This window comes from Flavobacterium sp. ZT3R18, assembly GCF_007097385.1.
Classification (GTDB): domain Bacteria; phylum Bacteroidota; class Bacteroidia; order Flavobacteriales; family Flavobacteriaceae; genus Flavobacterium.
Genome location: NZ_VJZS01000004.1, coordinates 230667 through 254581 on the forward strand (window position 1 = coordinate 230667; position 23915 = coordinate 254581).

Annotated in this window: 25 protein-coding genes; all 25 read right to left on the reverse strand. The window is 34.0% G+C overall.

Annotated features, from left to right (window positions below):
• Positions 1-11: 11 nt before the first annotated feature.
• Positions 12-1340 carry a TolC family protein gene (locus FNW52_RS06895; protein WP_143376726.1) on the reverse strand — a complete coding sequence of 443 codons (1329 nt, stop codon included), beginning with the start codon at positions 1338-1340 and terminating at the stop codon, positions 12-14.
• Positions 1330-1956 carry a TetR/AcrR family transcriptional regulator gene (locus FNW52_RS06900; RefSeq protein ID WP_143376727.1) on the reverse strand — a complete coding sequence of 209 codons (627 nt, stop codon included), beginning with the start codon at positions 1954-1956 and terminating at the stop codon, positions 1330-1332. The genes FNW52_RS06895 and FNW52_RS06900 overlap by 11 nt, the downstream gene beginning before the upstream one ends.
• Positions 1957-2334: 378 nt before the next feature.
• Positions 2335-2787: a GNAT family N-acetyltransferase gene (locus FNW52_RS06905; protein WP_143376728.1), complete on the reverse strand. Its 453-nt coding sequence runs from the start codon at positions 2785-2787 to the stop codon at positions 2335-2337.
• Between the two features lie 58 nt (positions 2788-2845).
• A complete protein-coding gene (locus FNW52_RS20695) occupies positions 2846-2992 on the reverse strand; it encodes a hypothetical protein (RefSeq protein WP_185965931.1) in 147 nt (48 codons plus the stop codon).
• Entirely contained in the window at positions 2979-3563 is a 585-nt protein-coding gene (locus FNW52_RS06910; protein WP_221933384.1) for a zeta toxin family protein, read from the reverse strand. Before FNW52_RS06910 ends, FNW52_RS20695 begins: the two co-directional genes overlap by 14 nt.
• 73 nt (positions 3564-3636) lie before the next feature.
• A complete protein-coding gene (gene trpA, locus FNW52_RS06915) occupies positions 3637-4398 on the reverse strand; it encodes a tryptophan synthase subunit alpha (protein ID WP_143376730.1) in 762 nt (253 codons plus the stop codon).
• Between the two features lie 114 nt (positions 4399-4512).
• Positions 4513-4833, reverse strand: coding sequence for a gamma-glutamylcyclotransferase family protein (locus FNW52_RS06920; protein ID WP_143376731.1), 321 nt, complete (start codon positions 4831-4833; stop codon positions 4513-4515).
• Positions 4834-4884: 51 nt separating this feature from the next.
• Positions 4885-5520, reverse strand: coding sequence for a LysE family translocator (locus FNW52_RS06925; RefSeq protein WP_143376732.1), 636 nt, complete (start codon positions 5518-5520; stop codon positions 4885-4887).
• A gap of 208 nt (positions 5521-5728) precedes the next feature.
• Complete coding sequence (locus FNW52_RS06930) at positions 5729-6436, reverse strand: DUF6090 family protein (protein WP_143376733.1); 708 nt, start codon at positions 6434-6436, stop codon at positions 5729-5731.
• A gap of 69 nt (positions 6437-6505) precedes the next feature.
• On the reverse strand, positions 6506-7687 hold the full coding sequence (gene trpB, locus FNW52_RS06935) for a tryptophan synthase subunit beta (RefSeq protein WP_143376734.1): 1182 nt from the start codon (positions 7685-7687) through the stop codon (positions 6506-6508).
• A gap of 103 nt (positions 7688-7790) precedes the next feature.
• Positions 7791-8447, reverse strand: a complete 657-nt coding sequence (locus tag FNW52_RS06940) for a phosphoribosylanthranilate isomerase (RefSeq protein WP_143376735.1) — start codon at positions 8445-8447, stop codon at positions 7791-7793.
• A 124-nt stretch (positions 8448-8571) separates the two neighbouring features.
• The gene (trpC, locus tag FNW52_RS06945) at positions 8572-9351 is read right to left on the reverse strand and encodes an indole-3-glycerol phosphate synthase TrpC (protein ID WP_143376736.1); all 780 of its coding nucleotides are present in this window, start codon (positions 9349-9351) and stop codon (positions 8572-8574) included.
• Between the two features lie 326 nt (positions 9352-9677).
• Positions 9678-10670 (reverse strand): anthranilate phosphoribosyltransferase, encoded by a 993-nt coding sequence (gene trpD / locus FNW52_RS06950; protein ID WP_143376737.1) that lies wholly within the window; start codon positions 10668-10670, stop codon positions 9678-9680.
• Positions 10671-10748: 78 nt separating this feature from the next.
• Positions 10749-11369 (reverse strand): aminodeoxychorismate/anthranilate synthase component II, encoded by a 621-nt coding sequence (locus FNW52_RS06955; protein WP_143376738.1) that lies wholly within the window; start codon positions 11367-11369, stop codon positions 10749-10751.
• Between the two features lie 77 nt (positions 11370-11446).
• Positions 11447-12847 (reverse strand): anthranilate synthase component I family protein, encoded by a 1401-nt coding sequence (locus FNW52_RS06960; RefSeq protein WP_143376739.1) that lies wholly within the window; start codon positions 12845-12847, stop codon positions 11447-11449.
• A gap of 343 nt (positions 12848-13190) precedes the next feature.
• A complete protein-coding gene (locus FNW52_RS06965; RefSeq protein WP_143376740.1) occupies positions 13191-13757 on the reverse strand; it encodes a YceI family protein in 567 nt (188 codons plus the stop codon).
• 297 nt (positions 13758-14054) lie between these two features.
• Positions 14055-15332, reverse strand: coding sequence for a hypothetical protein (locus tag FNW52_RS06970; RefSeq protein ID WP_143376741.1), 1278 nt, complete (start codon positions 15330-15332; stop codon positions 14055-14057).
• Positions 15333-15640: 308 nt separating this feature from the next.
• Positions 15641-16207 carry a YceI family protein gene (locus FNW52_RS06975; protein WP_143376742.1) on the reverse strand — a complete coding sequence of 189 codons (567 nt, stop codon included), beginning with the start codon at positions 16205-16207 and terminating at the stop codon, positions 15641-15643.
• Positions 16208-16259: 52 nt separating this feature from the next.
• Positions 16260-16892, reverse strand: coding sequence for an NAD(P)H-dependent oxidoreductase (locus FNW52_RS06980; RefSeq protein WP_143376743.1), 633 nt, complete (start codon positions 16890-16892; stop codon positions 16260-16262).
• Between the two features lie 13 nt (positions 16893-16905).
• Positions 16906-17361: a MarR family winged helix-turn-helix transcriptional regulator gene (locus FNW52_RS06985; protein ID WP_143376744.1), complete on the reverse strand. Its 456-nt coding sequence runs from the start codon at positions 17359-17361 to the stop codon at positions 16906-16908.
• A gap of 389 nt (positions 17362-17750) precedes the next feature.
• Positions 17751-19148, reverse strand: a complete 1398-nt coding sequence (locus FNW52_RS06990; RefSeq protein WP_143376745.1) for a DUF2252 domain-containing protein — start codon at positions 19146-19148, stop codon at positions 17751-17753.
• 37 nt (positions 19149-19185) lie between these two features.
• Positions 19186-19338: a hypothetical protein gene (locus tag FNW52_RS20700; RefSeq protein ID WP_185965932.1), complete on the reverse strand. Its 153-nt coding sequence runs from the start codon at positions 19336-19338 to the stop codon at positions 19186-19188.
• Between the two features lie 763 nt (positions 19339-20101).
• Entirely contained in the window at positions 20102-20971 is an 870-nt protein-coding gene (locus FNW52_RS06995) for a hypothetical protein (protein WP_143376746.1), read from the reverse strand.
• 71 nt (positions 20972-21042) lie between these two features.
• Positions 21043-21906, reverse strand: coding sequence for a hypothetical protein (locus tag FNW52_RS07000; protein ID WP_143376747.1), 864 nt, complete (start codon positions 21904-21906; stop codon positions 21043-21045).
• Between the two features lie 85 nt (positions 21907-21991).
• Entirely contained in the window at positions 21992-23752 is a 1761-nt protein-coding gene (locus tag FNW52_RS07005) for a hypothetical protein (RefSeq protein ID WP_143376748.1), read from the reverse strand.
• Between the last annotated feature and the right edge of the window lie 163 nt (positions 23753-23915).

Here is a 23915-nt window from a genome sequence, read left to right on the forward strand (position 1 = left end):
TTTGGTAGTGGTTATATTTTTGTCCCTATCGGGCTGTTGAAGGTTTGAGTTAGTTGTCCAGTAGCTGAAAGTAATTCGTAGTATTTTTGAATAACATCTACTTTGGCGATGGTTTCGCTTATTTTTGATCTAAGTTGCTCCACATCGGCTTCCAGTAAATCGTTGGTGTCCGAAAGACCGTTGTCATATTTGTCTTTTACAATTCGGTAATTTTCGGTAGCTTGTTCAACTGCTTGGTTGTAAACTAGATTTTGTTTTTGTGCCAAATCATAATTGGTAATCGCCTGTTGTACTTGGATTCGGATATTGTCTTTTAATAATTCTTCAGAGTTTTTTACTTCAAGTGCTTTGCTTTCGGCAATTTTTACTTGAGTTCCATTTTTTAGAACACCACTGATATCATATGATAATCCTACACCAAAAAACATAGCGTTTTCTAATGTTATAATATTGTTTAGGTTTAATGCGGCATATCCTCCTACCAATGCAATGTTTGGGTAGTAATCGCCTTTGGCCATGTTAATATTGTCTTGGGTTGCTTTTTCTTGATAGTGTAATGCTTCTAAATCTTTACGATTTTGAAATGCAGGTTGTTCATCTGTAGGAAGAGCACTCTTTGGAAAACCAATCAAATCACTTTCGTTTACCACTAGTTTAGTTTCTGTTGGCAATTTCAACAGCGTAACCAGATAGTAATTGATTATCGTTTCATTATTCATGGCTTCGTCAAGCGATAATTGAATCTTAGAAACTTGAAGCTGTGACTTCAATAAATCATTTCGTGGAATGATTCCGTTTTTTTCCAAGGCTATGAAGTCAGTTACACGTTGTTGGGCACTTTTTTGATTTTCCTTTAATAGCTCAACGGTTCTTTGCACTTTGTACAAATTGGCATAATAGTTTATCACTCTCATGGCCATATCTTCTTTGGTTTTAGATGCCATAGCGTTTTCGGCTTGGAACAAATTATCCTGAAGCTTTATGCCGTTTTGTATTTTCATACCTGCAAAAACGGGTACTTTCAAACTGGCTTGACCTATAAGTAATTGATCTGGTACGGGAAGTGCTTTTGCACCTGCATTAAATTGTAAATCAACAGTTGCTTCGGTTAAACGGAGATACTGTCCTGTAATTTTAAAATCGGGGTATTGGTTGTTCTTAACCGATTGTAATTCTTGCTTTTTGGTTTCTACTTTGGTATTGGCTAATGAAACCTCATTGCTTTTTGTCCAAGCCAAGTTTATCGCTTCTTCGAGCTTTAAATTGGTTTTCTCTTGGGCATTTATGGACGAAATTCCAATGATGAAACCTCCAAAGAGCATTAAATAACTAACTTTCATATATCAAGAGGGCTTTAATGGTTTGTTGAATGTGCATTGTTAAAGTTGTTTTTATGTAGATGTTATAGTCCTCTTCGGTATTCAAGTGTAATAGATTTTCGTAAAAAGGTCTATTCATATGAAAATGGAAATAAGTTCCAAGAATGGTTGGTGTGATCAACGGAATAATAATGTCTTTTTTAAAAATCCCCTTTTCTTGACCTTCTTGAATAATAGATTCTAAAGATTTTAGATTCCCTTTTTTTAATTCTGTAAAAGCTTCAAGGTTGATTTCTCTTTTTTTAGAAGAAAATTCAAAGTGTAAAATTTTGTAAATACATCTATTACCATTGATTTTACTGATGTAAAGTTGAATAAGCTTGTTTATTTTTTCAATAGGATTCAAATCTTCTAGAATTAAAATATCTAATTGTAATTTAATATCAGAGGCGCGATAGACAATAAGAGATTCTAATAATTGTTCTTTAGATCCAAAATAATAGGATATCATGGCGATATTTATTTTGGCTTCTTTAGCAATGTCTCTTATCGAAGTGCCATCAAATCCTTTTTCTGCAAATAGCGCTTCGGCCACTTGTAGAATTTGAATTTGCTTGTCGTTAAAGTCAGTTTTCAATGCTGCGTTTTTTAATTTGAAGCGAAATTAAACAACTGTTTAAATTAAACGATTGTTTAAGTTTGTTTTAACGTTTATTTAACTATTAACAATAAGGATTGTTTTTATTAGTAAGAAATGGTATTTAAGTTACTTAAGAATTTATTTTATTGAAAAATGGACTAAATCTGAATGCTTTATTTTTCATGTAGATTTAGCATATTTAAAAAAACAAAAAGACGGAATTATACAATATGAATCGAACCTACGGCTCTTTGATACTCATGTCTATAATTGTGGACGGACTAAAGTCCATCCCGACAATATGTACCGAGCCTACAGCTCTAAGAAAGTTCTGTAGGAACGGTTCATATAAAAGTGGGGTTCATTTTTCGCTATTTATCGAATGGGTTTTTTCAAACAAACACTAGTCTCAATATTTTCATATTGTCCATAATTCGGTATTGTTTCATAACCCGATTTGTAATACAATGCAATGGCTTCGGTATTGTTTTTTCCGGTTTCTAGAACGCAACTGGTAAAATTAAATTCGCTTGCCCATACTTCCAATTCTTTTAGAACGGTACTGGCAATTCCTTTCCCCCGAAAATCAGGATGAACAAACATTCTCTTAATTTCAACTGTATTAGAATCCAATTTCTTGAAAGCTCCGCAACCAATCGCAACATCGTCCTGATAACAAACGATGACGTGATTGATTTTATCAAGTGTGTTATGCTGAGCATAGAAATCATGATCTTCGCCATCTTTTATTCTTAAAACTTCATCGAGTAGAATGACAAGATTTTGAAAATCTACGTTTTCAGAGGTTGTTCTTATTACGCTAGGCATGGATTGTTGTTTTATGTAGATATGTTTTCTATTGAAATTAACTTATTATGAAATTATTTTAAGGTTTTATATGGACAATTTTATTGTCTTTAAGTACAACTAAATCGGTTTTCATTTTCTTTTTGAATTCGATTAGTTTTTCATAAACGGTATCCATCCCTTCTAAAATTTTAGTTTGGTTGGATGTTCTTTTATAAGTTTTCATAGTACTGTTTTTTTAGTTTGTCAAATTTGAATTCGTTTAGAATTACTAATTCTGTTTCCGAATTTTTTTCAGCAATTAACTCGGGTTTTCCATAGGAATTATCAAATAGCATTACTTCATCTACAATTGGAATATAAATTTCAAACAAATTTTTTATTCCGTTTATATATCTGCGTTTGATAACGTCACTTTCAATGTTATGTCCACCTTCTATAACTCGGGTTCTAACTCTTTCAATAGCTAAATCAACATTTTGTAGCCAAAAAAATAAAAGAGTTACAGTGTACTTTTTCTGTTGGGCATCTATTACTTTAGATTTATAACTTTTTGTTGCCAAAGTGGTTTCAAAAGCAAAATTTTCATCATTTTCTAAAAGTTCATTGATTCTTTTGAGCATAATTCGTCCAGCCTCAAACGAAACTTTTTCTGGTCGAAATGGAGACAAACCTTTTGCAATTTCGTCTGCATTTACAAATTCCTTACAGTCAAGAATTTCGGGTAAAATTGTAAAAGATGCTGTCGTTTTTCCTGCACCATTACAACCAGCAATTATGTAAAGATTTTTGTCCATTATTTACAAAGATAATCAAAACTGAAAGGTGGATTTATTTTTTTGTTTTCAAATTTTGAATAAATATTTCAGACTATCGAATCGCTTTCACAAATTCCCCAATCTTCCCAGTTCCATTGGCTGTCAAATGCGTGATAAAAGCACTTCCAATAATGGCTCCTTTGGCAAACTGAGTCGCTTGTTTGAAGGTTTCGGCATTATTAATTCCAAAACCAATTACTTGAGGGTTTTTCAGATTCATGTCGGCAATGCGTTTGAAATACGTTTCCTGTGTGTTTCCAAAACCAGATTGCGAACCCGTTACACTCGCCGAGCTTACCATATAAATAAACCCATCCGAAACGCTGTCTATAAAACGAATGCGTTCGTCCGAAGTTTGTGGCGTAATCAAGAACACATTGATCAATCCGTATTTATCGAAAGTAGCTTTGTATTGTTCCGCATATACATCTACGGGAAGGTCGGGAATGATTAAACCGTCGATACCTATTTCGGCACATGTTTTACAGAAATTCTCCACTCCATATTGCAACATCGGGTTGAAATACCCCATAATCACCAACGGAATTGTTACGCTTTGGCGTATGTCCTTCAGTTGGTCAAACAAGATTTGTGTTGTCATTCCGTTATGCAAAGCTTGGGTCGAACTGGCTTGAATCGTTGGGCCATCAGCCAATGGATCACTAAACGGCAGTCCAATTTCGATCATATCGATACCGTTTTTTTCTAAATCCTGGATGATTTGTACGGTGTCATTTAAGTTGGGGTATCCAGCTGAAAAGTAGATGGAAAGTATTTTTTTGTCTTCTTGTAATTTTTGATTTATTCTGTTCATTTTATTTTAGTATTTAGACCTACAAGGTTGGGAAAAACCTTGCAGGTCGTTTAATTATCCTGCAAGGTCTTTTTTTTTGACCTTGTAGGTTTTCACTTTTTTTTAGGTAAGAATCTAATTTGCTTCACTATAAGCCCATACCTTTTCATTGGATTGCAAATGCACTTCGACCCGTTTGTAATGCAATCCTTCATACAAATCAGCTTGATGAAGGTCACTTGTTGTGATTTCATATACGATTCCACTAATGGTGTCTTCGGGTTGCTGCGTTTCTGTAATAATGGGGTATTGGATTAATCCAAATTCTTCTTCGATTTGAATTTCATTTAGCTTATAACCAATTAATGTTTCAGGAGTTCCTTGAAGAATGCGTCCAAAAAGAGATTCTTGAATGTCATTATTTTGCAAGGTACCGTAAGTGAATAATTTTTGCATAGATTCTAATTTTGGAAATGTTAATTGCACTTAATTTAAAATAATTTTTTTCTAGTTTTTTCCTGACAATGCTACTTTTATTCCTAAACCAATTAAAACGGCTCCGCAAGTTTTGTTTACATAATTTGAAAGCGTTTTATTGTGCTTTAGTTTTGAAAAAATCACAGAAGAAAAGTTTGCCAAAATCAAGCACCATATTGTTCCTGTTATTGTAAATGTTATTCCAAGTGTAATAAATGGCACAATGGTATTTTTTAAGCTAGGGTCAATAAATTGTGGAAGGAAAGAAATGAAAAACAGGGCTACTTTTGGATTTAATACATTGGTTATTACTCCGTCTCTATATATCTTTTTCAAGTCAATTGATTTTTGAGAAAAAGAGGCATCCGTATTAAGTTGAGTTTTGTCCGTTAGCATTTTATAACCAATGTATAATAAGTAGGCTGCACCGGCATATTTAATAATGCTGAAAACCAATATGGATTTGGCAATAATCATTGAAAGTCCAAAAGCAGCAAGAGTTGTATGTATCAGGGATCCTGTTGCGATTCCCAATACCGACATAAATCCTGCTTTTTTCCCTTGAGCCATACTTCTGCTTAATATAAATATGGTGTCGTTGCCAGGAGTAATGTTTAAAAGTAGTCCTGTTAAAATAAAAGTTTCATAATGAATTATTCCAGTCATAATTTTTTGTTTTTTATTAATTTCTTGCTTCCTTTTCTTTGCTGTTTCGAATGCGCGTTAGGGATGGAAGCGGCATCCTTTTTTGTCCCTTTTTTTCGGGACAAAAAAGATATAGCGTACAGCCCGACCCTTGTGGTAACGCCCAACTACAATTTAAAACAATCAATATACGTATTCAAATCTTTATAGCCTCGTCTTGTATGCCGTTTTATTTATTCAGCGTCTTTTCTATTTCTTTAATAAGTTCGTTTGCTTCAGGTTTTACATTTTTGTCATAAACCCTTATGTTATTTTTACCTAACATGATGAGAAAATAAATCGTCTTCTTGAATTTTGCATCTGAATATAATTTTGCTTCGGACTTGTCTGCATTTTCTATCATTTTGTCGAAACACTTGAACAAATATTCATTATACATTTTGTCAACTTCATTAATTGCAGCAACTTGTCTTTCATAATAATTTAAAATTTTCTGTTTTATTTCTTCATTCTCAATGTAACCAATTTTGCCACTAGATTTAAAACCTTCAAAATTTCCAATAATATTTTTAGGGCCATGTGAATATATTGGAAAATTAATTTCATTACCTGACCTAGCAATACTATCAAGTTGGTGGGGCGTTAAATCTAAAATTTTTTGATAGCCCGTGTTTGATTTTTCATATTCTTTCTTTTCCTTGTCAATATTTTTTATGTCTTGTTTTAAATCATTTTTTAAATTACTAAGAAAAACGGATACTTCTTCTTGTTGGTGTCTATGTTCGCTCCAACTATGAAGCCAAATTGAAAGTGATATCGCAAATACAATGATAAAAATTTCTATAATTATTTCTTTTGTTTTTTCTCCAAAAGAGTGTTTTTTATTTTTTAATTCTTTGTAAGCCTTTTTGGTGTGTTTTAAAATTTCTTCTTGCATAATTTTTGTGTTTGTTTTTTGGATAAATCGACTCCGAAGCCGTTGGTTCTAACAATATTTGGTGTTCTATTACAATTTAAAATAATCAATATAAGTATTTAAATCCTTGTCGCCTCTTCCCGAAAGATTTAGCACCACCACATCATCTGGTTGGAACTTCATTTCGTCGAGTACGGCAAAGGCATGGGCACTTTCGATTGCGGGAATAATACCTTCCATTTTAGAAAGCTGCAATCCCCAATTCATTGCTTGCTCATCGGTAATGGCGATGAATTTCGCTCTTCCAGAAGCAAACAAATGCGCATGCATTGGGCCAACACCAGGGTAATCTAAACCTGCTGAAATCGAATATGGCTCGGTAATCTGACCGTCTGGGGTTTGCATCAAAAGGGTTTTACTTCCGTGAATGATTCCGATTTTACCTAAAACCGAAGTAGCGGCACTTTCGCCAGAATCTACCCCTAAACCAGCAGCTTCAACGGCTATGAGGTTTACATCTGGATTGTCCAGAAAATGATAATACGCACCAGCGGCGTTGCTACCACCACCAACACATGCAATCACATAATCGGGGTTTTCACGACCTTCTTTTTCTAATAATTGGGTTTTGATCTCTTTTGAAATAACCGACTGGAATCGTGCCACCATATCTGGGTAAGGATGAGGTCCCACAACCGATCCGATGATATAATACGTGTCAATCGGATTGTTGATCCAGTCGCGGATTGCTTCGTTGGTAGCGTCTTTTAGGGTTTTGGATCCCGAAAGGGCTGGACGAACTTCGGCGCCAAGCATTTTCATACGCGCTACATTCGGAGCTTGACGCTTGATGTCGATTTCTCCCATGTACACGATGCACTCGAGTCCCATCAAGGCACAAACGGTTGCTGTTGCCACACCGTGTTGACCTGCGCCTGTTTCGGCAATGATGCGTTTTTTGCCCAATCGCTTGGCCAATAAAATTTGCCCAATGGTATTGTTGACTTTGTGCGCTCCCGTATGACACAAATCTTCTCTCTTGAGATAGATTTTGGTGTTGTATTTTTTCGATAAACGTTCTGCGAAATACAATGGAGTAGGGCGACCCACATAATCTTTCAATAGCAAATCAAACTCCGCTTGAAACTCGGGATCTGCTGTAATTTTTAAATAGTTTTGACGTAATTCTTCTACATTTGGGTATAACATTTCAGGAATGTAGGCTCCTCCAAATTCGCCGTAATAGCCTTTTTCGTTGACGTTGTAACTCATTTTTATTTTATTTTTTTATTTATATATGCTGTACAGACGCGATTTATCGCGTCTCTTTTTATTTTTATTGATTGGACGAGACGCGATAAATTGTATCTCTATTTTATTTATCCTGATTGCAGGAGACGCGATAAATCGCGTCTGTACATAATGATGTGTTTTTCAATCCGGGTTCAATTTCGAATTTGCTATTTATATCTATGGCATAAAGGGGTAAATTAGTTTTCGAAATTTCTTTTATTGAATCCAATTCCTCGATTCCAATTCCGCCACTAAGGAAGAACGGTTTTTTGGAAGGATAATTTTCTAATATTCTCCAATCGAAAATAGTTCCGTTGCCACCGGGTAATTTGCCTTTGGTATCAAAAAGAAAATAATCGCAAACGGATTCGTAGGGTTTTAAAACACTAAAATCAAAATTCTCATCTGCCGAAAACACTTTGAAGATTTCAATGGTAGAGACGTTGCATGCAACGTCTGTACGGATTTTATTTTTTAATTCCGAACAAAATTCAACCGATTCCTGACCGTGTAATTGAATGGCTTGTAAATCGTATTTCGCTATTTTGGCTACAATTACTGGGATACTTTCATTGACAAAAACCCCTACTTTTTTTATTGATTTTGGCAATTCGGGCATAACTCCATCAAAATATCGAGCCGATTTCTCCCAAAATATAAATCCCATATAATCGGGTAGCAGCAGGGCCACTTCGAGTATATTGTCGGGGTATTTCATTCCGCAGATTTTGAGTTTCATTTTTTTTAATTTAGAAGGTTTAGAAAAGAGTTTAGAAGGTTTAGAAAAGAGTTTAGAAGGTTTAGAAGGTGTAGCTGTTAGTTTGCACTAAACTTTCTAAACTGATAACCCTTCTAAACTTTCTTTACAATCTTGATATAAATTCCGTTGCTGCTTTTCCAGCATTATCGGTTTTCATAAAGTTTTCTCCAATCAAAAATCCTTTGTATCCATATGGCTTCAGCTCGTTGATGGCTTCAATAGAGCTGATACCACTTTCTGAAACTTTCACAAATTCATTTGGGATTTTTGAAGCCAGTTCTTTGCTGAAATCCAGGCTTACTTCGAAGGTTTTTAGGTTTCTATTGTTTACGCCAATCATATCCAGTGTTGGCATAATTGACTTTTCTAACTCTTCGAGATTATGTACTTCAAGCAAGACTTCTAGTCCCAAATTCTTGGCAAATTCCGATAATGATTTGATTTCGTCTCTTGTCAAAACCGCAGCGATGAGCAAAATCAAATCGGCTCCGTGGGCTTTGGCTTCGAGGATTTGGTATTCGTCAACAATAAATTCTTTTCGCAAAAGCGGAAGGTGCACCGAGGCTCTTGCCAAAAGTAAATCGTCCAAAGAACCGCCAAAATACTTACCATCCGTCAAAACCGAAATCCCACAAGCACCAGCACTTTCGTATCCTTTTACCACTTCTTCCACCGTAAAATTTTGATTGATTATGGATCTGGAAGGAGAACGGCGTTTGTGTTCTGCAATGATTCCCGTATTACTGTGTAGCAAATTTTGACTTAAAGAAATCGTTTCTTTTCCAAAGAAAACCGAAGCTTCCAATTGCGAAACTGGAATGATGGATTTCTTGAGAACTACTTCTCTTTTTTTATCGATTATGATTTTATCTAGTATGTTCATGTGTTTAAAAGTTTAGATGGTTTAGGAAGTTTAGTAGGTTTAGAGCTAAACTCATAAACCTGCTACACTTTCTAAACTATTTTATTTACTTAATTCTTGTAATGATTAGAAAGGTTATACGGTTTAGAGCTAAACTCATAAACCTTATACACTTTCTTAACTATTTTATTTATTTCTTGTAATGATTAGATGGTTTATGCGGTTTAGAGCTAAACTCATAAACCTGCTACACTTTCTAAACTATTTCTTAATTCTTGTAATGATTAGATGGTTTATACGGTTTAGAGCTAAACTCATAAATCTGCTACACTTTCTAAACTATTTTTTTATTTACTTAATTCTTGCAATGTCTTCAAAGCCAAAAGCCCTTTTCCAGAAAGCAAACTTTCTTTGGCCAATTCAAAACCTTCCAGTGGTGTGCATTTGGTAACAGTAGCAATTGCTATTCCGGCATTGGCACAAACCACATTGTTTTGGGCTTCGTTTCCTTTTCCGGAGATGATGTTTATAAACATTTCTGCCGATTCTTCAATGGTTTTTCCGCCTTCAATTTCGCTTTGCGCTAAAAGGCGAACACCAAAATCACTTGGATTCAAGATCCCTTCCATAGAACTGGTTATAATTTTTGTTGGTCCTGTCAAAGACACTTCGTCATAACCGTCAAGCGAATGCAAAATTGTATAATTAATTTCGGTATTTTGATATAAATAGGCATACATTCTAGCCAATTCGAGATTAAAAACCCCCACCAATTGGTTTTGGGGGAATGATGGATTTACCATAGGTCCCAACATATTAAAGAATGTTTTTACAGCTAATTCTTTTCTGATTGGGCCTACATTTTTCATGGCAGGATGGAACAAAGGAGCATGTAAAATAGTAATCCCAGCTTTGTCGACACATTTTTCGATAAAGTCATTGTCATTACTGAATTTAACACCCAACTTCTCCATCACATTACTGGATCCCGAAATAGAAGAAACACCATAATTTCCGTGTTTGGCCACTTTTATTCCAGCACCCGCAGCAACAAAAGAAGCTAAAGTCGAAATATTAAAAGTGTCTTTTCCGTCGCCTCCCGTACCGCACAAATCGATAGTGTTGTAGGCTGATAAATCTACTCGAATGCACATTTCTAAAAGTGCTTCCCTAAATCCCGCTAACTCTTCTATGCTAATGCTTCGCATCATATATACGGTCAAGAATGCCGAAATCTGACTTGGGTTGTAACTTCCGTTAGAGATATTAACCAATACATTTTTGGCTTCTTCCTTCGAAAGCATTTCGTGATTGATAAGTCTATTTAATATGTTTTTCATTTTTTTTATTTGTTTGTATTATGTAGAGACGTTGCACTGCAACGTCTCTAGGTGTTAAGACGTTGCACTGCAACGTCTCTACGAATTAACCCAATTCTCCAATATCTTTTTCCCGTTGGGCGTCAACACACTTTCGGGATGAAATTGCACGCCACGCACATCGTATGTTTTGTGTCTTAACGACATTACCTGACCATTTTCGTCAAAAGAAGTGGCTTCTAGAACATCGGGTAAATTGGCATCCACCACCCAAGAATGGTAACGACCTACTTCAAATTCATTTCCTAATCCTTCAAACAATAGTTCATCATCTACCACAGTTTTTACTAGAGTTGCTACTCCGTGATACACTTTGTCTAAGTTAGATAGTGTGCCTCCAAAAACTTCTCCTATGGCTTGTTGTCCAAGGCACACTCCAAAAATACTTTTGGTAGGGGCGTATTTTCGGATCACTTCTTTCAATAATCCTGCTTCCTCTGGGATTCCTGGTCCAGGAGAAAGTAGAATTTTATCGAAAATAGCGATTTCATCAATATCAAATTCATCGTTTCTGTAAACGGTTACTTCGCAATCTAAATCTTCCAGATAATGCACTAAATTGTAAGTGAAACTATCGTAATTGTCTATAACTAGTATTTTTTTTAGCCCCCTAGCCCCCGAAGGGGGAACTGTTGGAGTGAGTATATTGTTGTTGTTCATTTTGAATATTTTTAATTTTTGTTTGTTTTATGACCTATCTCCGCTCTGCGAAGTTCCCCCTTCGGGGGTTAGGGGGCTTATATCGTTTCTGCTAAATCCAATGCTTTATTCAAAGCCAGTAACTTATTATAAACCTCTTGCATTTCGCTTTCTTCATCAGAACTAGCTACAATTCCGGCACCCGCTTGGGAATGCAACTGGTGGTTTTTACTCAAGAAAGTCCGAATCATAATGGCATGGTTAAAGTTACCTTCAAAATCCATAAAACCGATGGCTCCTCCATAAAAATTACGGTTTGTTTTTTCATACTCTTCAATCAATTGCATCGCTCTGTGTTTGGGTGCTCCGCTCAAAGTTCCAGCTGGAAAAGTATCGGCTACGACTTGCATAGTCGTGGCTTTTTCGTGTAGAATTCCAGTCACTTTGGAAACCAAATGGATAACATGAGAGAAAAACTGAACTTCTCTGTATTTTTCTACATTTACATCATGACCGTTTCGGCTTAAATCATTTCGAGCCAAATCTACTAGCATCACGTGTTCGCTATTTTCTTTTTTATCTTCTGATAATTTTTTGGCAAGAACAGCATCTTTTTCGTCATCGCCAGTTCGTTTGAAAGTTCCTGCAATAGGGTGAATCTCGGCTTTGCGGTTTTTGACAATAATTTGGGCTTCGGGGGAAGAACCAAATATTTTGAAATCACCATAATCAAAAAAGAATAGGTAAGGGGAGGGGTTGATACTTCTTAAAGCTCTGTAAACATTGAACTCATCTCCTTTAAAACCTTGGGTAAATCTTCTGGATAAAACCAATTGAAACACATCGCCACGGAAACAATGCTTTTTGGCCAAAGCCACATTCTGTTTGAATTCTTCATCCGTTAGATTCGAAAAACCTTCGCCTTCTTTGGAGAATTTATAGGAAGCGATGTTTCTGGATTGTAATAGTTGTTCGATTTCGGATATATTGTTTTTTCCGTCAAGACTATGGCAGAAAATATAAGCTTCGTTTTTGAAGTGGTTAATGGCGATGATGTTTTGGTACACCGCATAATACACATCAGGAATTGAATTGGAGTTTTCTTTTTTGGCAATGGTTACTTTTTCGAAATAACGAACGGCGTCATAAGAAATGTATCCAAATAAGCCATTATTGATGAATTTAAAATCATTTTTATCCGATTTAAATTGCCCCGAAAAATCTTGAATTATCCCTGGAATATTAGTGTTTGCATCAATGGCAACTGTCTCTGAATTTCCGTCTGGAAAAATTTTATAGATGGTCTCGTTTTCAATTTTTATAGAAGCTATAGGATTGCAACAGATATAAGAAAAACTGTTATCGCTTCCATGATAATCGCTACTTTCTAATAATAGGCTGTTTGGGAATTTATCTCTAATTTTAAAATAAACACTAACAGGCGTAATAGTATCGGCTAGGATTTGTTTGTAGTTGGTTTGTAGTTTATAGGTTTTCATAATTGTTGTTTCTTTTTAATTCCCCTCTTTTGGAGAGCCTGTCCCGTTCTTAAAACGGGAGGTGCCCAAAGGGCGGGGTGGTTTTTTTGCGTTATATTTTAAAAAATGGACAAAAAAAAAGGCTTGTCGTGATGACAAGCCTTTTATATTTATAGTTCAAATAATACTATAGGAGCTTAGTTCACGACGACTGACGTAAATTATTCCACCACCAAGTATTGTTTGTTATAGTTTTCATATTCTGTTTTTCTTTTTAGCAAATATAGAAATGATATTTGGTTTGACAAAACTAAAAAAACAAAAAAAAGATAAAATTTTCGTTTTTTTGTTAAATTATAAAAGTTTAATAGGCTACAACTACGTTTAATTCGAAATCATCGTATATTGTTTTATCTCCCAAATCATCAAAATAACTTCCTGAACCATATTTAATATCATATTTGGTTCGGTTCACTGTTAATGTGGCAGTGGCTTTATTTCCGTTTACAACTAAATCAAATTGATTGGTATTAGTAATTCCTTTAATGGTTAAATCGGCATTGATTAAATAAGTGTTATTCCCTTTATTTGCAATACTTTTAAACACTAAAGTGGCTGTAGAGAAATTATCAATACTAAAAAAATCCTCCGATTTTAAGTGCCCTTCTAATTTTAATTTAGAACTGCCCGTTTGATCGGTATTCGATAAGGTCTTCATGTTAACAGTAAAACTTCCTCCAGTTACTTTTTTGTCTTTGAAAACGAGATAACCGTCCTTGAAGTTGACGATTCCTTCATGCTGTCCAGTGATTTTTTTCCCCGCCCAATTAACAATGCTTTTTGTAAGATCAATTTTATACGTTTGTGCTATTCCTTTATTAAATGAAAAAAGAATAAGTAGAGCTATACTAATTAATTTTAAGTTTTTCATATTTCTTTAGTTTAGGTTAATAAAACAGTAAATAATTTTGGGTTGATTCCATTTTGTTATTCAAGATTAATGAAATCGTTTTGAATTGTACACTTGTATCTTATATTGAGGTTGTTAACCGATGCATAAAGTTAGTTTAAAATTTTGTAATTCAATTCGTTTCTATTCAATATTTATGATGTAGGTTTTTTATTTATTAAAATGCCCGAAGTTGTTTGGGGAAATAACAAAAAAAAACGAGCTATGTGATTAGCTCGTTTGTGTTAAATGGTGTAGGTATTTCTATGGATAATGGTGTTAATAACTACTTGTTACTACGTTATTGATTTTTTTTCTAAAATCGGGAGATTTTTTTATGTCTGATTGAAAAAATAATTCGGTATTATTGAACGCTGTAAATTCTAATGAAAAGGTATCGCCATTATACCAATTTAGTAAATCGGGGTTGTTAGTGGCAGTTTCGCTTAGAACCAACCCGTTACATCTGTTTATTTGTAATCCTAGAATGTTGATTTTTGCTAAGTTTGATGGGTTTGCACCTATTTTATTTTCGAGTAAAACGCAAGGGCTAAAACCATCAACGATGCTATTGTTTAAAGTAAAATAACTTTTTTCTTTAATGTAAACGGCTTCTCTAACTAAGCCTTGATTGTTGTCTTCGGTGTTTACTAAAGTGATGTTATTGGCTATTATTTTGGTTAATTTTTTAGATACATCTGCATTCTCGATCTTATCATAAGAGTCAATTTCAAAACAACGGGAACCTGATATGTCTGAAGAATAAGGATTTCGGATGGCAATACTATTGGCAATATTGCATTGAGCGCCTTGAGTAAAATCAAAATCATCATCGGTTGCTCGGTATGAAATTAAATTATTAAAATTCACTTCTCCTCCGTAGCACTCAAAAGAGTCGTCATTAGAAAAACTAATTTGGATAAATTCAATTTTCGTATTTTTTCCAACTCCAGCCAGCGATAATCCGTTTAGTTCTTTAAGCGCATTTATTTTTCTGCCTGCATATTCGATACGAACATATTTTATAATTCCGGAATTGTTATTTATATCTTGACCTCCATAGTAGCTAACGGTAGGATCAAAATTAAAGTCCAAATAACTCACTCCACCTATTTTATTTATAGGGGCTTCTCCAAGAATTACAATTCCGCCCCAATCTCCAGGTCTTCTTTCGGAAATGTTATTATTTGAAGTAAAAACTATCGGGTCTGTTGCCGAACCCTCAGCCATAATTTTTGAACCTTTGGTTATCACAAGTGTACCACAAGTCTCTTTGTCTCCGCGTATTACCGTACCTGGCTCAATTGTCAAAACGGCATTATTGGTTACGTACACGATGCCAACTAGGCGGTACGTGTTGCTTTTGGTAAGTTTTAGGTTGGTGCTTATGGTACCGGTTAATAATTGACTGGCATCATTGTAATCTGTAGTCGATGGCTTGAAATTAGTCCAATTACTGAACCAGTTATTCTCTCCGGTTATTCCTTTTATTTGTTGCGCATTTACAGTTGTAAATATAGAAAGACTAATAATTGCAACTAATACTTTTTTTTTCATAACGATAATGATTGTAGGTTATTGAAGCTACTCTTTTTGGGCTCTTTTGTTTTTTTTCAAAAGTACTATTAGAATGTTTGTGGAGTATATTCTGAATATTATCTATTTGTAACCTTTGAGTTAAGGATGTACAATCAATACTTTTTGAAGAAGAAAGGGAGAGGATTACGATGCATTATAATGACAAAAAAAAAAGGCTCTTGTTTATCACAAAAGCATTAGGTTGTTAGTGGTGTCGATTGTTACCATAAAAAAAGCACCCTCAACAAATAATGCTGAGGGTGCTTTTTAATAATGTTTTTCTAAAATTAGAATTTTAAGTTTACTGCTAAGTCAAAATCATCATAGATAGTTTTGTCTCCAAGACCTTCGAAGAAACTTTTTGAACCGTATTTAATATCGTATTTAGTTCTATCAATTTTCAATGCTGTTGTAGCATTATTTCCTTTTGTTGTGATGTCAAAAGTAATTGGATTTGTTTTTCCTTTGATTGTTAAATCAGCAGTAACAGTATATACGTCATTTCCTTTTGAGGCAATAGTTTTGAAAACTAAAGTTGAAGTTGGGAATTTATCAGTTCCAAAGAAATCATCTGCTTTCAAGTGACCGTTTAATTTACCTTGGTATTCTCCAGTCAAATCGGTAGCTGTTAAAGTTGTCATATCCACCGTGAAAGTTCCTCCAGTTAATGCATTATTTTTAAAAACTAAAGCGCCACTTTTTAAGGCTACAGTTCCTGAATGTTCCCCTGTTACTTTTTTTCCAACCCAGTTAATGGTACTTTTAGAAGCGTCAACTTGTTTAGTTTGTGCAGTTACAGATAATGTAGATAAAGCTACTACGAATGCTAAGGCAATTGATTTTAAATTTTTCATATGTAATTTGTTTAAAGTGTAATTTGTTTAAAATGATTTGAATTAGTAATTATTATAAAGTGATAAATAGGTCTTCTTGTGATTTTCTAACTTTTTTGTAAAATTGAGTAGCATCTTCTTCGTGACGGTATCCAACAGTTGCAATAAGAGAAGCATTAAGGTTTAGTTTGTCTAATCCTAATATTTCGTTGACTTGTGCAGGAATAAATCCTTCCATAGGAGTTACATCAATTTTAAGTTCGGCCGCAGCATTCAATAAATTACCTAAAGCTAAATAAGTTTGTTTTGATGCCCAAATATTCTTGATTGCTGGTTCCAAAGTCGAAATTTTAGATTTCATGAAGTCACCATATCCCGTCAATGCTTCAATTGGAGTTTCTCTAGTGATGCTTATTGTATTCAAATATTCATCTATTGCATCATCTCCAAGATTGGTGTCATTGGCAAAAATGAATAAATGTGAAGCCTCTACTATTTGTGATTGTCCCCAAGCAGCCGGTTGTAATTGTGCTCTTAATTCAGGATTTTCGACGATAATAACTTTGTATGGTTGTAATCCGTAAGAAGATGAACTCATACGAATCGCTTCTTTTAATGTATTTAAGTCTTCTGTTGAAACTTTTTTAGTGGCATCAAATTTCTTTGTTGCGTATCTCCAATTTTGATGGTTTAAGAAATTGCTCATAATAGTATTATATTTATTTAGTTCTGTATTTTTCTAATAGGGTATTCAGTTGTTCTAATTCTTCGGTATTTAAATTTTTTGCAAAAAAATCTTCATGTTCTCTTACTTTTGGATCCAGTTCAGTTAATAAATCCAGTCCTTTTTGTGTAATTAAAACTTCAATTTTTCTTCTGTTTTCTGGGCAAACATTACGGGTAACCAAATCTTTCAGTAATAATTTATCGACTAATCGTGTCGTATTGCTCGTCTTGGCAAGCATTCTCTCCTGTATTATGCACATATTGGCAGGACATCCTTTTTGCCCTCTCAATATTCGTAATACATTGTATTGTTCTCCTGAAATATCATAGCGTTTTATGATTTCATTAAAACTATCAGAGATGACATTTTGCGTGTACAAGACATTCAAAATGGCGCTTGTTGATTTACTATAATCAACCGTACTTTTTAACGCATCTTCAATCTTCATATTTGTAGGTGTCTTATTTGTTGGTACAAATGTAGTTGTATTTATATTTGTATATACAACTGTTATGTTATTTTTTTGTTAAAAAAACAGCTCCTAAACAATTACGCTTTGTTTTTAAGAGTTGAGTTCAACAAACAATAGGGTTGGAGTAGGATAAAATAAATTTGCTACGTGTAACGAAAAACAACCATATAAGAAATATAAGTTCATTTAAGTTTTCTTTGGATAGTCTTAAAGAAACTTATATTTCTTATATGGTTTAAATTTTATTTTTTGCTGTTACGTTAGAAGACAACCATTTAAGGAATGTAAGATTAAGTAGAGATTTTTAGATTATAACCAAATCTAGTTAAAAATGGACGATTTGGAATCCATTTAAATTAAAACTTTTAGGATTCTGATCGCGCAACTTTAATTCTTCCACTCGCTGTTGCAGCCTCTAGTGCTTGATAATCTTGTTCGGTCTGATCCGCATACGCAAAAGCAAAGCGAACCATAGCTTCGTCAAATTCATCACTTTTTCCAAGATAACCGGAAATCATAGCGGCACTACCTGATTTGGCATGAGCCAATGCTAAAGCCTCTCCACATAGCTTGCAGTATTCAGGATAGTTATCAATGTTTATTTTAGCAGGATCAAACTCAACGCCACCTTTCATATCCCGCAACTGACGCACATAAAAATGAATCCCATCGAGCTCTCCCCAACCTATAAAAATGTCAGGGGAGGCTTGTAATAATCGTTGTCCAGCGACAACACGATGTCCGTGATTTGAATAAGCAGACTTCGAAAGATAAGGTTCGAAAACAGAGGGTTGTGCTTCTTTTATTTGTAGAAACAAGGGATCCTCAGAATTGTTTCCTAAAAGAAAGACAATCCAGCATCGTGTTCCTACACTCCCTACACCAACAACTTTACGTGCCACATCAACAATGCGATATTGTTTGAGCAAAGCTTTACGGTCATCAGCAAGAGAAAGCATATAAGATTCGAGAAATAGTCCCAACGCTTCATCAAGTGGTCTGCCTGATTTTGTATGGGTTTCGTGCACAATAAAAGGAGCATCATCCCGTAAGCGATATTTATCATCCACTATATTTGCGAGTTTATCCAGTACTTGAAAATGGGTTCGTTGACGGGCTTTGTCAGTAATCTTTTTTAGTCCTTTTTGTACTGAGGGAGGTAGCTTTTGCTGAAGATCCTTTTCGGTCATGGTGGCGTAAACCAATTCAATGTGTCCCATTGAGGCATAATCCCTCATGTTTTTTTTATACGAACTAACCGCTGCCAAAACACTCCGGGTACATAAATTCTTTTTAGCCCCTAGGAATCTTCCCGATGCAACAATACTTGCAACAAGTCGTTTTATATCCCATTCCCACGGTCCTGGTAAGGTTTCGTCAAAATCATTGATACCGAAAATCAGGTTGCGTTCCGCTGATGCAAATAAACCAAAGTTGGCCACATGCATGTCGCCACATGCCTGTACATTTATTCCGGTTGGTTTAGGACCAGCAGCAAGATCAGCTGCCATTATCGCAGCAGCTCCTCGAAGGAAAGCAAAAGGCGAAGTGAGCATTCTGGCATATCGGATTGGCACAAGTTCCGTGAGACGGGTTTTTCCTTGTTCTTCTAAAATAGAAATAGGATCGGTACGGTTAGGATTGGCTTTGTAATCTCCTTGTTCCTTTCGCGGAAATTTATCGCGCAGGGCTTTGCCTTCTGCGAAGCGTTCTTCAATTGTTTTTGGTTTCGATTTAAAGTAACTTACTGTTTGCTGATCCATAATTTTTTATTTTATAGGTTTACATTTTAGTCTTTTTTTATAACCTAAAAGAGCAGGTTGTAAAAACGGAGTCAATTTGAGAGGTAAGTTCTGGAGTTGCATTCATAGCGATTTTTACAAATGGAACGATAATTTTAAAAGATCCAAGCATCAGAAATAGAAACGAAAATATCTGCATTTCGAATGACATCGCTTAATGAGTTTTATTATTTAATTAGTCTGCTTGTCTTTAAATAATTTTCAACCTAAACTTGTAATCTTGTTTTAAGATTCAAAGAATTAATTAGTCGTAAAGCCTTTGAATATTTGTACTGTTATTTTAATAATGGATGTTTAGTTATTAGTGTAAATATATTGAATATTAGCGTGTTAGTTTAATTTTTTGTATTTTTTATTTTGCTTTGTCTAGTGAATCCCCAAGTATAAAGTTGATTAGAATTTGGTGTAATAAATTTTTTAAAGTCAATTTTTATCTTTTTTAGTTTTGTTTCTTGATTTCAAGGAACACAAAAAAACCGAAACAATTGTTTCGGTTTTTTATAAAATTTTGATGCTATTTCTAGTCTTTCACTCCCAGTTTGGTAAGGATATCATCCATCAAGCATCATTTTGTTATAGATGATTGTAATAAATTGGTAGCTACAAAGGCCGTAAGTCGCAGTCAGTTTTGATTGATATAAATAGCTAATAACAGGCTTACTAATAAAAGTACCTGCAATACCCCCTACGATTCTATTTTTTTATACTGTGTGGGCACGGATTGCAAATCCGCGCTATCGTACGTAGAGACATATCGGTGCCATCGGGTTACATTTAAAAAATATTTAACCTTGATAAAAAGCACTAAAAGCATTCCTACCAAAACCAATATAAAGAACCAAAAAATCAAACCACATCCAGTAGGCTTTTTTTCTTCTAAATTATTTTTTGAGAAATCCGGCACTGTTTTTTTTCTACCATACTTTTAGTTCATTACTTCCTGAAGGTATATAGAGGGTGATGGGTTTACTTACACCATCTCTTCCCTTTCCATTAGGTGCGTCATATTCCACTCGAATGCGAGATTCTTTATTTTTTTTACTCCTTAATAATATTAATTTATTGTTGTATCCAAATACAACTTCGTAATTTTCTATTTCCTCAATAATTCTATTAGTATAGTTTAAGTTTGCTTGTTCTACATCCATATTTTCTCTTTTATCCTCAACTAATAATTCTTCTTTGGTTGCATACAAATAAGAACAAGACTTCAAATCACTGTATTCTATTTCTTTTAAAAAGCTAAGTCCATCCCCATTTACCAATAAATCTCTTAATTGATTGTACTTAGCTACTATTTTCTCTTCAATGTTAGGAACTTTAGATAAATCTTGAGCAGTTTCTAAATCTTTACCAAAATCCCATGGAACATTTGCTGTAAAAGGTATCTTGAGTTCAAAATAAGGTGCTTTTTTACTTCCTATGTCTTCGGGTAATTCTACATGAGCAAGGTTTTTATAAACATCTACACCATCATCTATATCTTTTGCAAATTTTAGTTTTATATCGACATCTGCATTATCTGCAATATATTCTTGTCCTTCTTTAGGGTATATTTGTATTGTTACAATCTGACTTCCCGATTTAGGTATGTAGTTGTTTAGATATACTGCTTGGCTTTCGCCTATATTTTCATAAAACGTCGTCCAATGTGGGATATCATTACAAGAAACCAAGACTCTGCAATTATTTTTGTTTACCTGTAGTATATACAAGGGTCTTGTGTCAAATTTTTCTATTTTATCATACATTTTGCTTTGATATGCAATAATTTCTTCTTCCATTTTTTTTTGATTTATAGATTGACCCAAACACGAAAATAATGTAAAGAAAAATATACCCAAAAAACAACGCATTACCATACTTTTAGTTCATTGCTTCCTGCTGGCATATAAAGAATTATAGGTTTAGTTGCTCCATCAATCCCATTATCTGTTTCAAATTCGACATTTAGAATTTCTGTCTTATCTTTATTATTTCTAAGAAGTCCTAGCTTATTATTCGCATAAAAAACAATTTCATAATTTTCAATAGGATCAACTTTTCTATTCTTAACATCTAATTTTAATCTTGTTATATCCATATTTTCTCTTTTATCCTCAGTTATTAATTCTTGTTTAGTTGCATAAAGATATGAGCATGATTTTAAATCGCTTTGTTCGATTTCTTTCATAAAATTTAACCAATTTCCTTCGACTAATAAACTTCTCAGTTCATTATATTTAATTACTATTTTTTCTTCAATATTATGTACTTTTGATAAATCTTGAGCTGTTTCTAAATCTTTGCTAAAATCCCAAGGTACATTTGCAGTAAAAGGTATTTTGAGTACAAAATAAGGTAGTTTTTTGCTTCCTATGTCTTCGGGCAATTCCACATGAGCTAAATTTGTGTAGGTATCTACGCCATCGTCTTTGTCTTTGGCATATTTTAGTTTTACATCTACATCGGCATTATCAGCTATAAATTCTTGTCCATCTTTAGGATATATTTGTATTGTTACAATTTGTTTACCCGATTTTGGTATATAATCGTTTATGAATATGGGTGTACTCTCTCCTGTATTGTCAAAAAAAGTTAACCAATGTGGGATATCATTGCATGAAACCAAGACCCTACAATTATTTTTATTGACTTGCAATACATACAAAGGTCTTGTGTCAAACTTTTCTATTTTATCATATTTTTTACTTTGATAAGTAATAATTTCTTCTTCCATTTTTTTTTGAATTATAAGATTATTTTTTGAATTCTGTGCACAGCTATTTATAAAGAATAGACTTATGATACTGATGGTTATTTTTTTAAAGTACATATATTTTATCTGATTTACAAACATCTTTATGATAATCAACTAGGTCAAATTTATCATTTAATCCGTAATTTTTAGCTTTTTTACCTTTTTGGTAAACACTTAGTTTTCCAACTATTTTTAGTGTAATTCCTGTAAAGTCTGCACTAAATTGCAAATACATTCCTTTTTCATCTCTACCACCAGTGCCTATACCTACTAATCCGCATTCTGCTTCCGCAGATAATTGCCCATCAAAACCAACTTTGTTTATTTCTTCTCCTCCAGATTTGTCTGATTTTGTGTAAATTACTTTCTCGACAGTTGCCTTTATTTTAAAGCCTAATTCTATTCCAATTAATAATGAAATTTTAACATCTGTTTTGTCTCTCTCAGAGTCGACAAAGTCAATAGTTTGCCTTACATCTATTTTACCTTTAACGTACAAATTAAAGTAAAGTTCAGCATTAATCTGTACAGGAGTGTTATCGCACAACCATTGCGCTCCAATTTTTACATAACGTAATGCCTTTAAAATAGGCAATACAGGAGGTATGTTTTCTGCGGCAGCAACTAAATCTAGACCTCCCTTACCTTGTATTAATGGTTCAAGTCCAAATTGTAAATTACCTATGGTTTTTATTTTTCCATCTTTTTTATCCAAATCCCAGTACCATCCACCACCGACACGTACCGTAGGAAAGCTAAATTCTATAAAAACAGGTGATTCTCCAGCTAGTTTTTGAACGACAGGTGCTTGAATTGTCTTTTGAGCATTTTTTTCTATAACCTTGTTTCTGTGAGATAGCGTTTCTAATACTTCTTTAACATCGCTAAGTTTAGTTAACACTACATTTAACTTATCTTCTATTCCAGCTGTAAAATCATGATAGTTTGCTCCATTATTTGTCGAAGCCTTCAGGTGTAATTCTCCTGTAAAATCTTTAGCCATTTTTTTTGCAGAAACACCTGTTTCTCTAGCCTTTTTTTGATGTATTTCAAAAATATTTTTTCTTGTTGATTTACCATTTTCATCAGTCACAATGGGGTCTCCAAAGGAGTCTTTATTACTCGGCATATTGGAATGTGAAAAACTTTCGGAAGTTTTTGACATAACTAATATATATGCTTCCCATTTTATATCCGGCACGGGCTTAACATAAACATCATGAGTATGCCTGCAAGTTCCTGCCTTTATCAATAGACTAGGCAATGTTTTGAGTTTTAGGTCTGTAAGAAAAAAATAATCGAATAGGTTTACTTTTTCATAATCAAACCACGCCTCAAAATCTATTTTTTTGGGTGTTTCTTTTATAATAGTTACATTATGAGGGGCGTTTTTACCAACTACAAGTTGTTTTTTGTGATGGTCTTCTTCTTTTTTACCAGCCTTTATTATAGTTCTAGTGCATTCTGCAATAATACTCTCGGGATTTACTTGTAGGGTATATTTCTTTTTTTCGTTGCCCACTATTATCCCGGTTTCTATGACTAAAACATCTACTTTAACATTGTCTTCTTTAAACAAGGAAATCATTTTTTCTTTGTCATCTATTAGTGTTAGTTCTGTATATTGACAAGGTGCAAAATTTGCCACATTAGTTTCAACTTTCCCCACAAGCAAAGGATTGTTAGTCGGTTCAATAACTGTCTCGTGAAGCACCCCATCTAAACTTACTTCTAAAAAACATTTGCCAGGAATCTTTAAAAAAAGCCCTGTTTCTTTAGATTTTACTGTTGGGTAAATTTTGAGTTCTTTGCCTGCTGCAAACATCCATAAAGTATTTACCAAAACGGGGATTCTTACTTTTTGTACATGTGATTCTGATTTTCCATTTATTTTTATCCCGCCAGAGACTCCTACTTTATCCATTTCGTTTGGAAGTGTTTTAAATGCGAGTACTTCTGTTGTAATATGACCTTTATTCATATGGTCT

Bases quoted from the DNA above. Each gene is read 5' to 3' on its own strand.
- FNW52_RS06910 (WP_221933384.1), bottom strand. From the start codon at position 3,563: ATGGACAAAAATCTTTACATAATTGCTGGTTGTAATGGTGCAGGAAAA.
- FNW52_RS06905 (WP_143376728.1), bottom strand. From the start codon at position 2,787: ATGCCTAGCGTAATAAGAACAACCTCTGAAAACGTAGATTTTCAAAAT.
- trpA (WP_143376730.1), bottom strand. From the start codon at position 4,398: ATGAACAGAATAAATCAAAAATTACAAGAAGACAAAAAAATACTTTCC.
- FNW52_RS06970 (WP_143376741.1), bottom strand. From the start codon at position 15,332: ATGAAAAAAAAAGTATTAGTTGCAATTATTAGTCTTTCTATATTTACA.
- FNW52_RS06930 (WP_143376733.1), bottom strand. From the start codon at position 6,436: ATGCAAGAAGAAATTTTAAAACACACCAAAAAGGCTTACAAAGAATTA.
- FNW52_RS06925 (WP_143376732.1), bottom strand. From the start codon at position 5,520: ATGACTGGAATAATTCATTATGAAACTTTTATTTTAACAGGACTACTT.
- trpB (WP_143376734.1), bottom strand. From the start codon at position 7,687: ATGAGTTACAACGTCAACGAAAAAGGCTATTACGGCGAATTTGGAGGA.
- FNW52_RS07000 (WP_143376747.1), bottom strand. From the start codon at position 21,906: ATGGAAGAAGAAATTATTACTTATCAAAGTAAAAAATATGATAAAATA.
- FNW52_RS06965 (WP_143376740.1), bottom strand. From the start codon at position 13,757: ATGAAAAACTTAAAATTAATTAGTATAGCTCTACTTATTCTTTTTTCA.
- FNW52_RS06895 (WP_143376726.1), bottom strand. From the start codon at position 1,340: ATGAAAGTTAGTTATTTAATGCTCTTTGGAGGTTTCATCATTGGAATT.
- FNW52_RS06985 (WP_143376744.1), bottom strand. From the start codon at position 17,361: ATGAAGATTGAAGATGCGTTAAAAAGTACGGTTGATTATAGTAAATCA.
- FNW52_RS06990 (WP_143376745.1), bottom strand. From the start codon at position 19,148: ATGGATCAGCAAACAGTAAGTTACTTTAAATCGAAACCAAAAACAATT.
- FNW52_RS06975 (WP_143376742.1), bottom strand. From the start codon at position 16,207: ATGAAAAATTTAAAATCAATTGCCTTAGCATTCGTAGTAGCTTTATCT.
- FNW52_RS20695 (WP_185965931.1), bottom strand. From the start codon at position 2,992: ATGAAAACTTATAAAAGAACATCCAACCAAACTAAAATTTTAGAAGGG.
- FNW52_RS06960 (WP_143376739.1), bottom strand. From the start codon at position 12,847: ATGAAAACCTATAAACTACAAACCAACTACAAACAAATCCTAGCCGAT.
- FNW52_RS06955 (WP_143376738.1), bottom strand. From the start codon at position 11,369: ATGAACAACAACAATATACTCACTCCAACAGTTCCCCCTTCGGGGGCT.
- trpD (WP_143376737.1), bottom strand. From the start codon at position 10,670: ATGAAAAACATATTAAATAGACTTATCAATCACGAAATGCTTTCGAAG.
- FNW52_RS06995 (WP_143376746.1), bottom strand. From the start codon at position 20,971: ATGGAAGAAGAAATTATTGCATATCAAAGCAAAATGTATGATAAAATA.
- FNW52_RS07005 (WP_143376748.1), bottom strand. From the start codon at position 23,752: ATGTTTGCAGCAGGCAAAGAACTCAAAATTTACCCAACAGTAAAATCT.
- FNW52_RS06920 (WP_143376731.1), bottom strand. From the start codon at position 4,833: ATGCAAAAATTATTCACTTACGGTACCTTGCAAAATAATGACATTCAA.
- FNW52_RS06940 (WP_143376735.1), bottom strand. From the start codon at position 8,447: ATGAAACTCAAAATCTGCGGAATGAAATACCCCGACAATATACTCGAA.
- FNW52_RS20700 (WP_185965932.1), bottom strand. From the start codon at position 19,338: ATGTCATTCGAAATGCAGATATTTTCGTTTCTATTTCTGATGCTTGGA.
- trpC (WP_143376736.1), bottom strand. From the start codon at position 9,351: ATGAACATACTAGATAAAATCATAATCGATAAAAAAAGAGAAGTAGTT.
- FNW52_RS06980 (WP_143376743.1), bottom strand. From the start codon at position 16,892: ATGAGCAATTTCTTAAACCATCAAAATTGGAGATACGCAACAAAGAAA.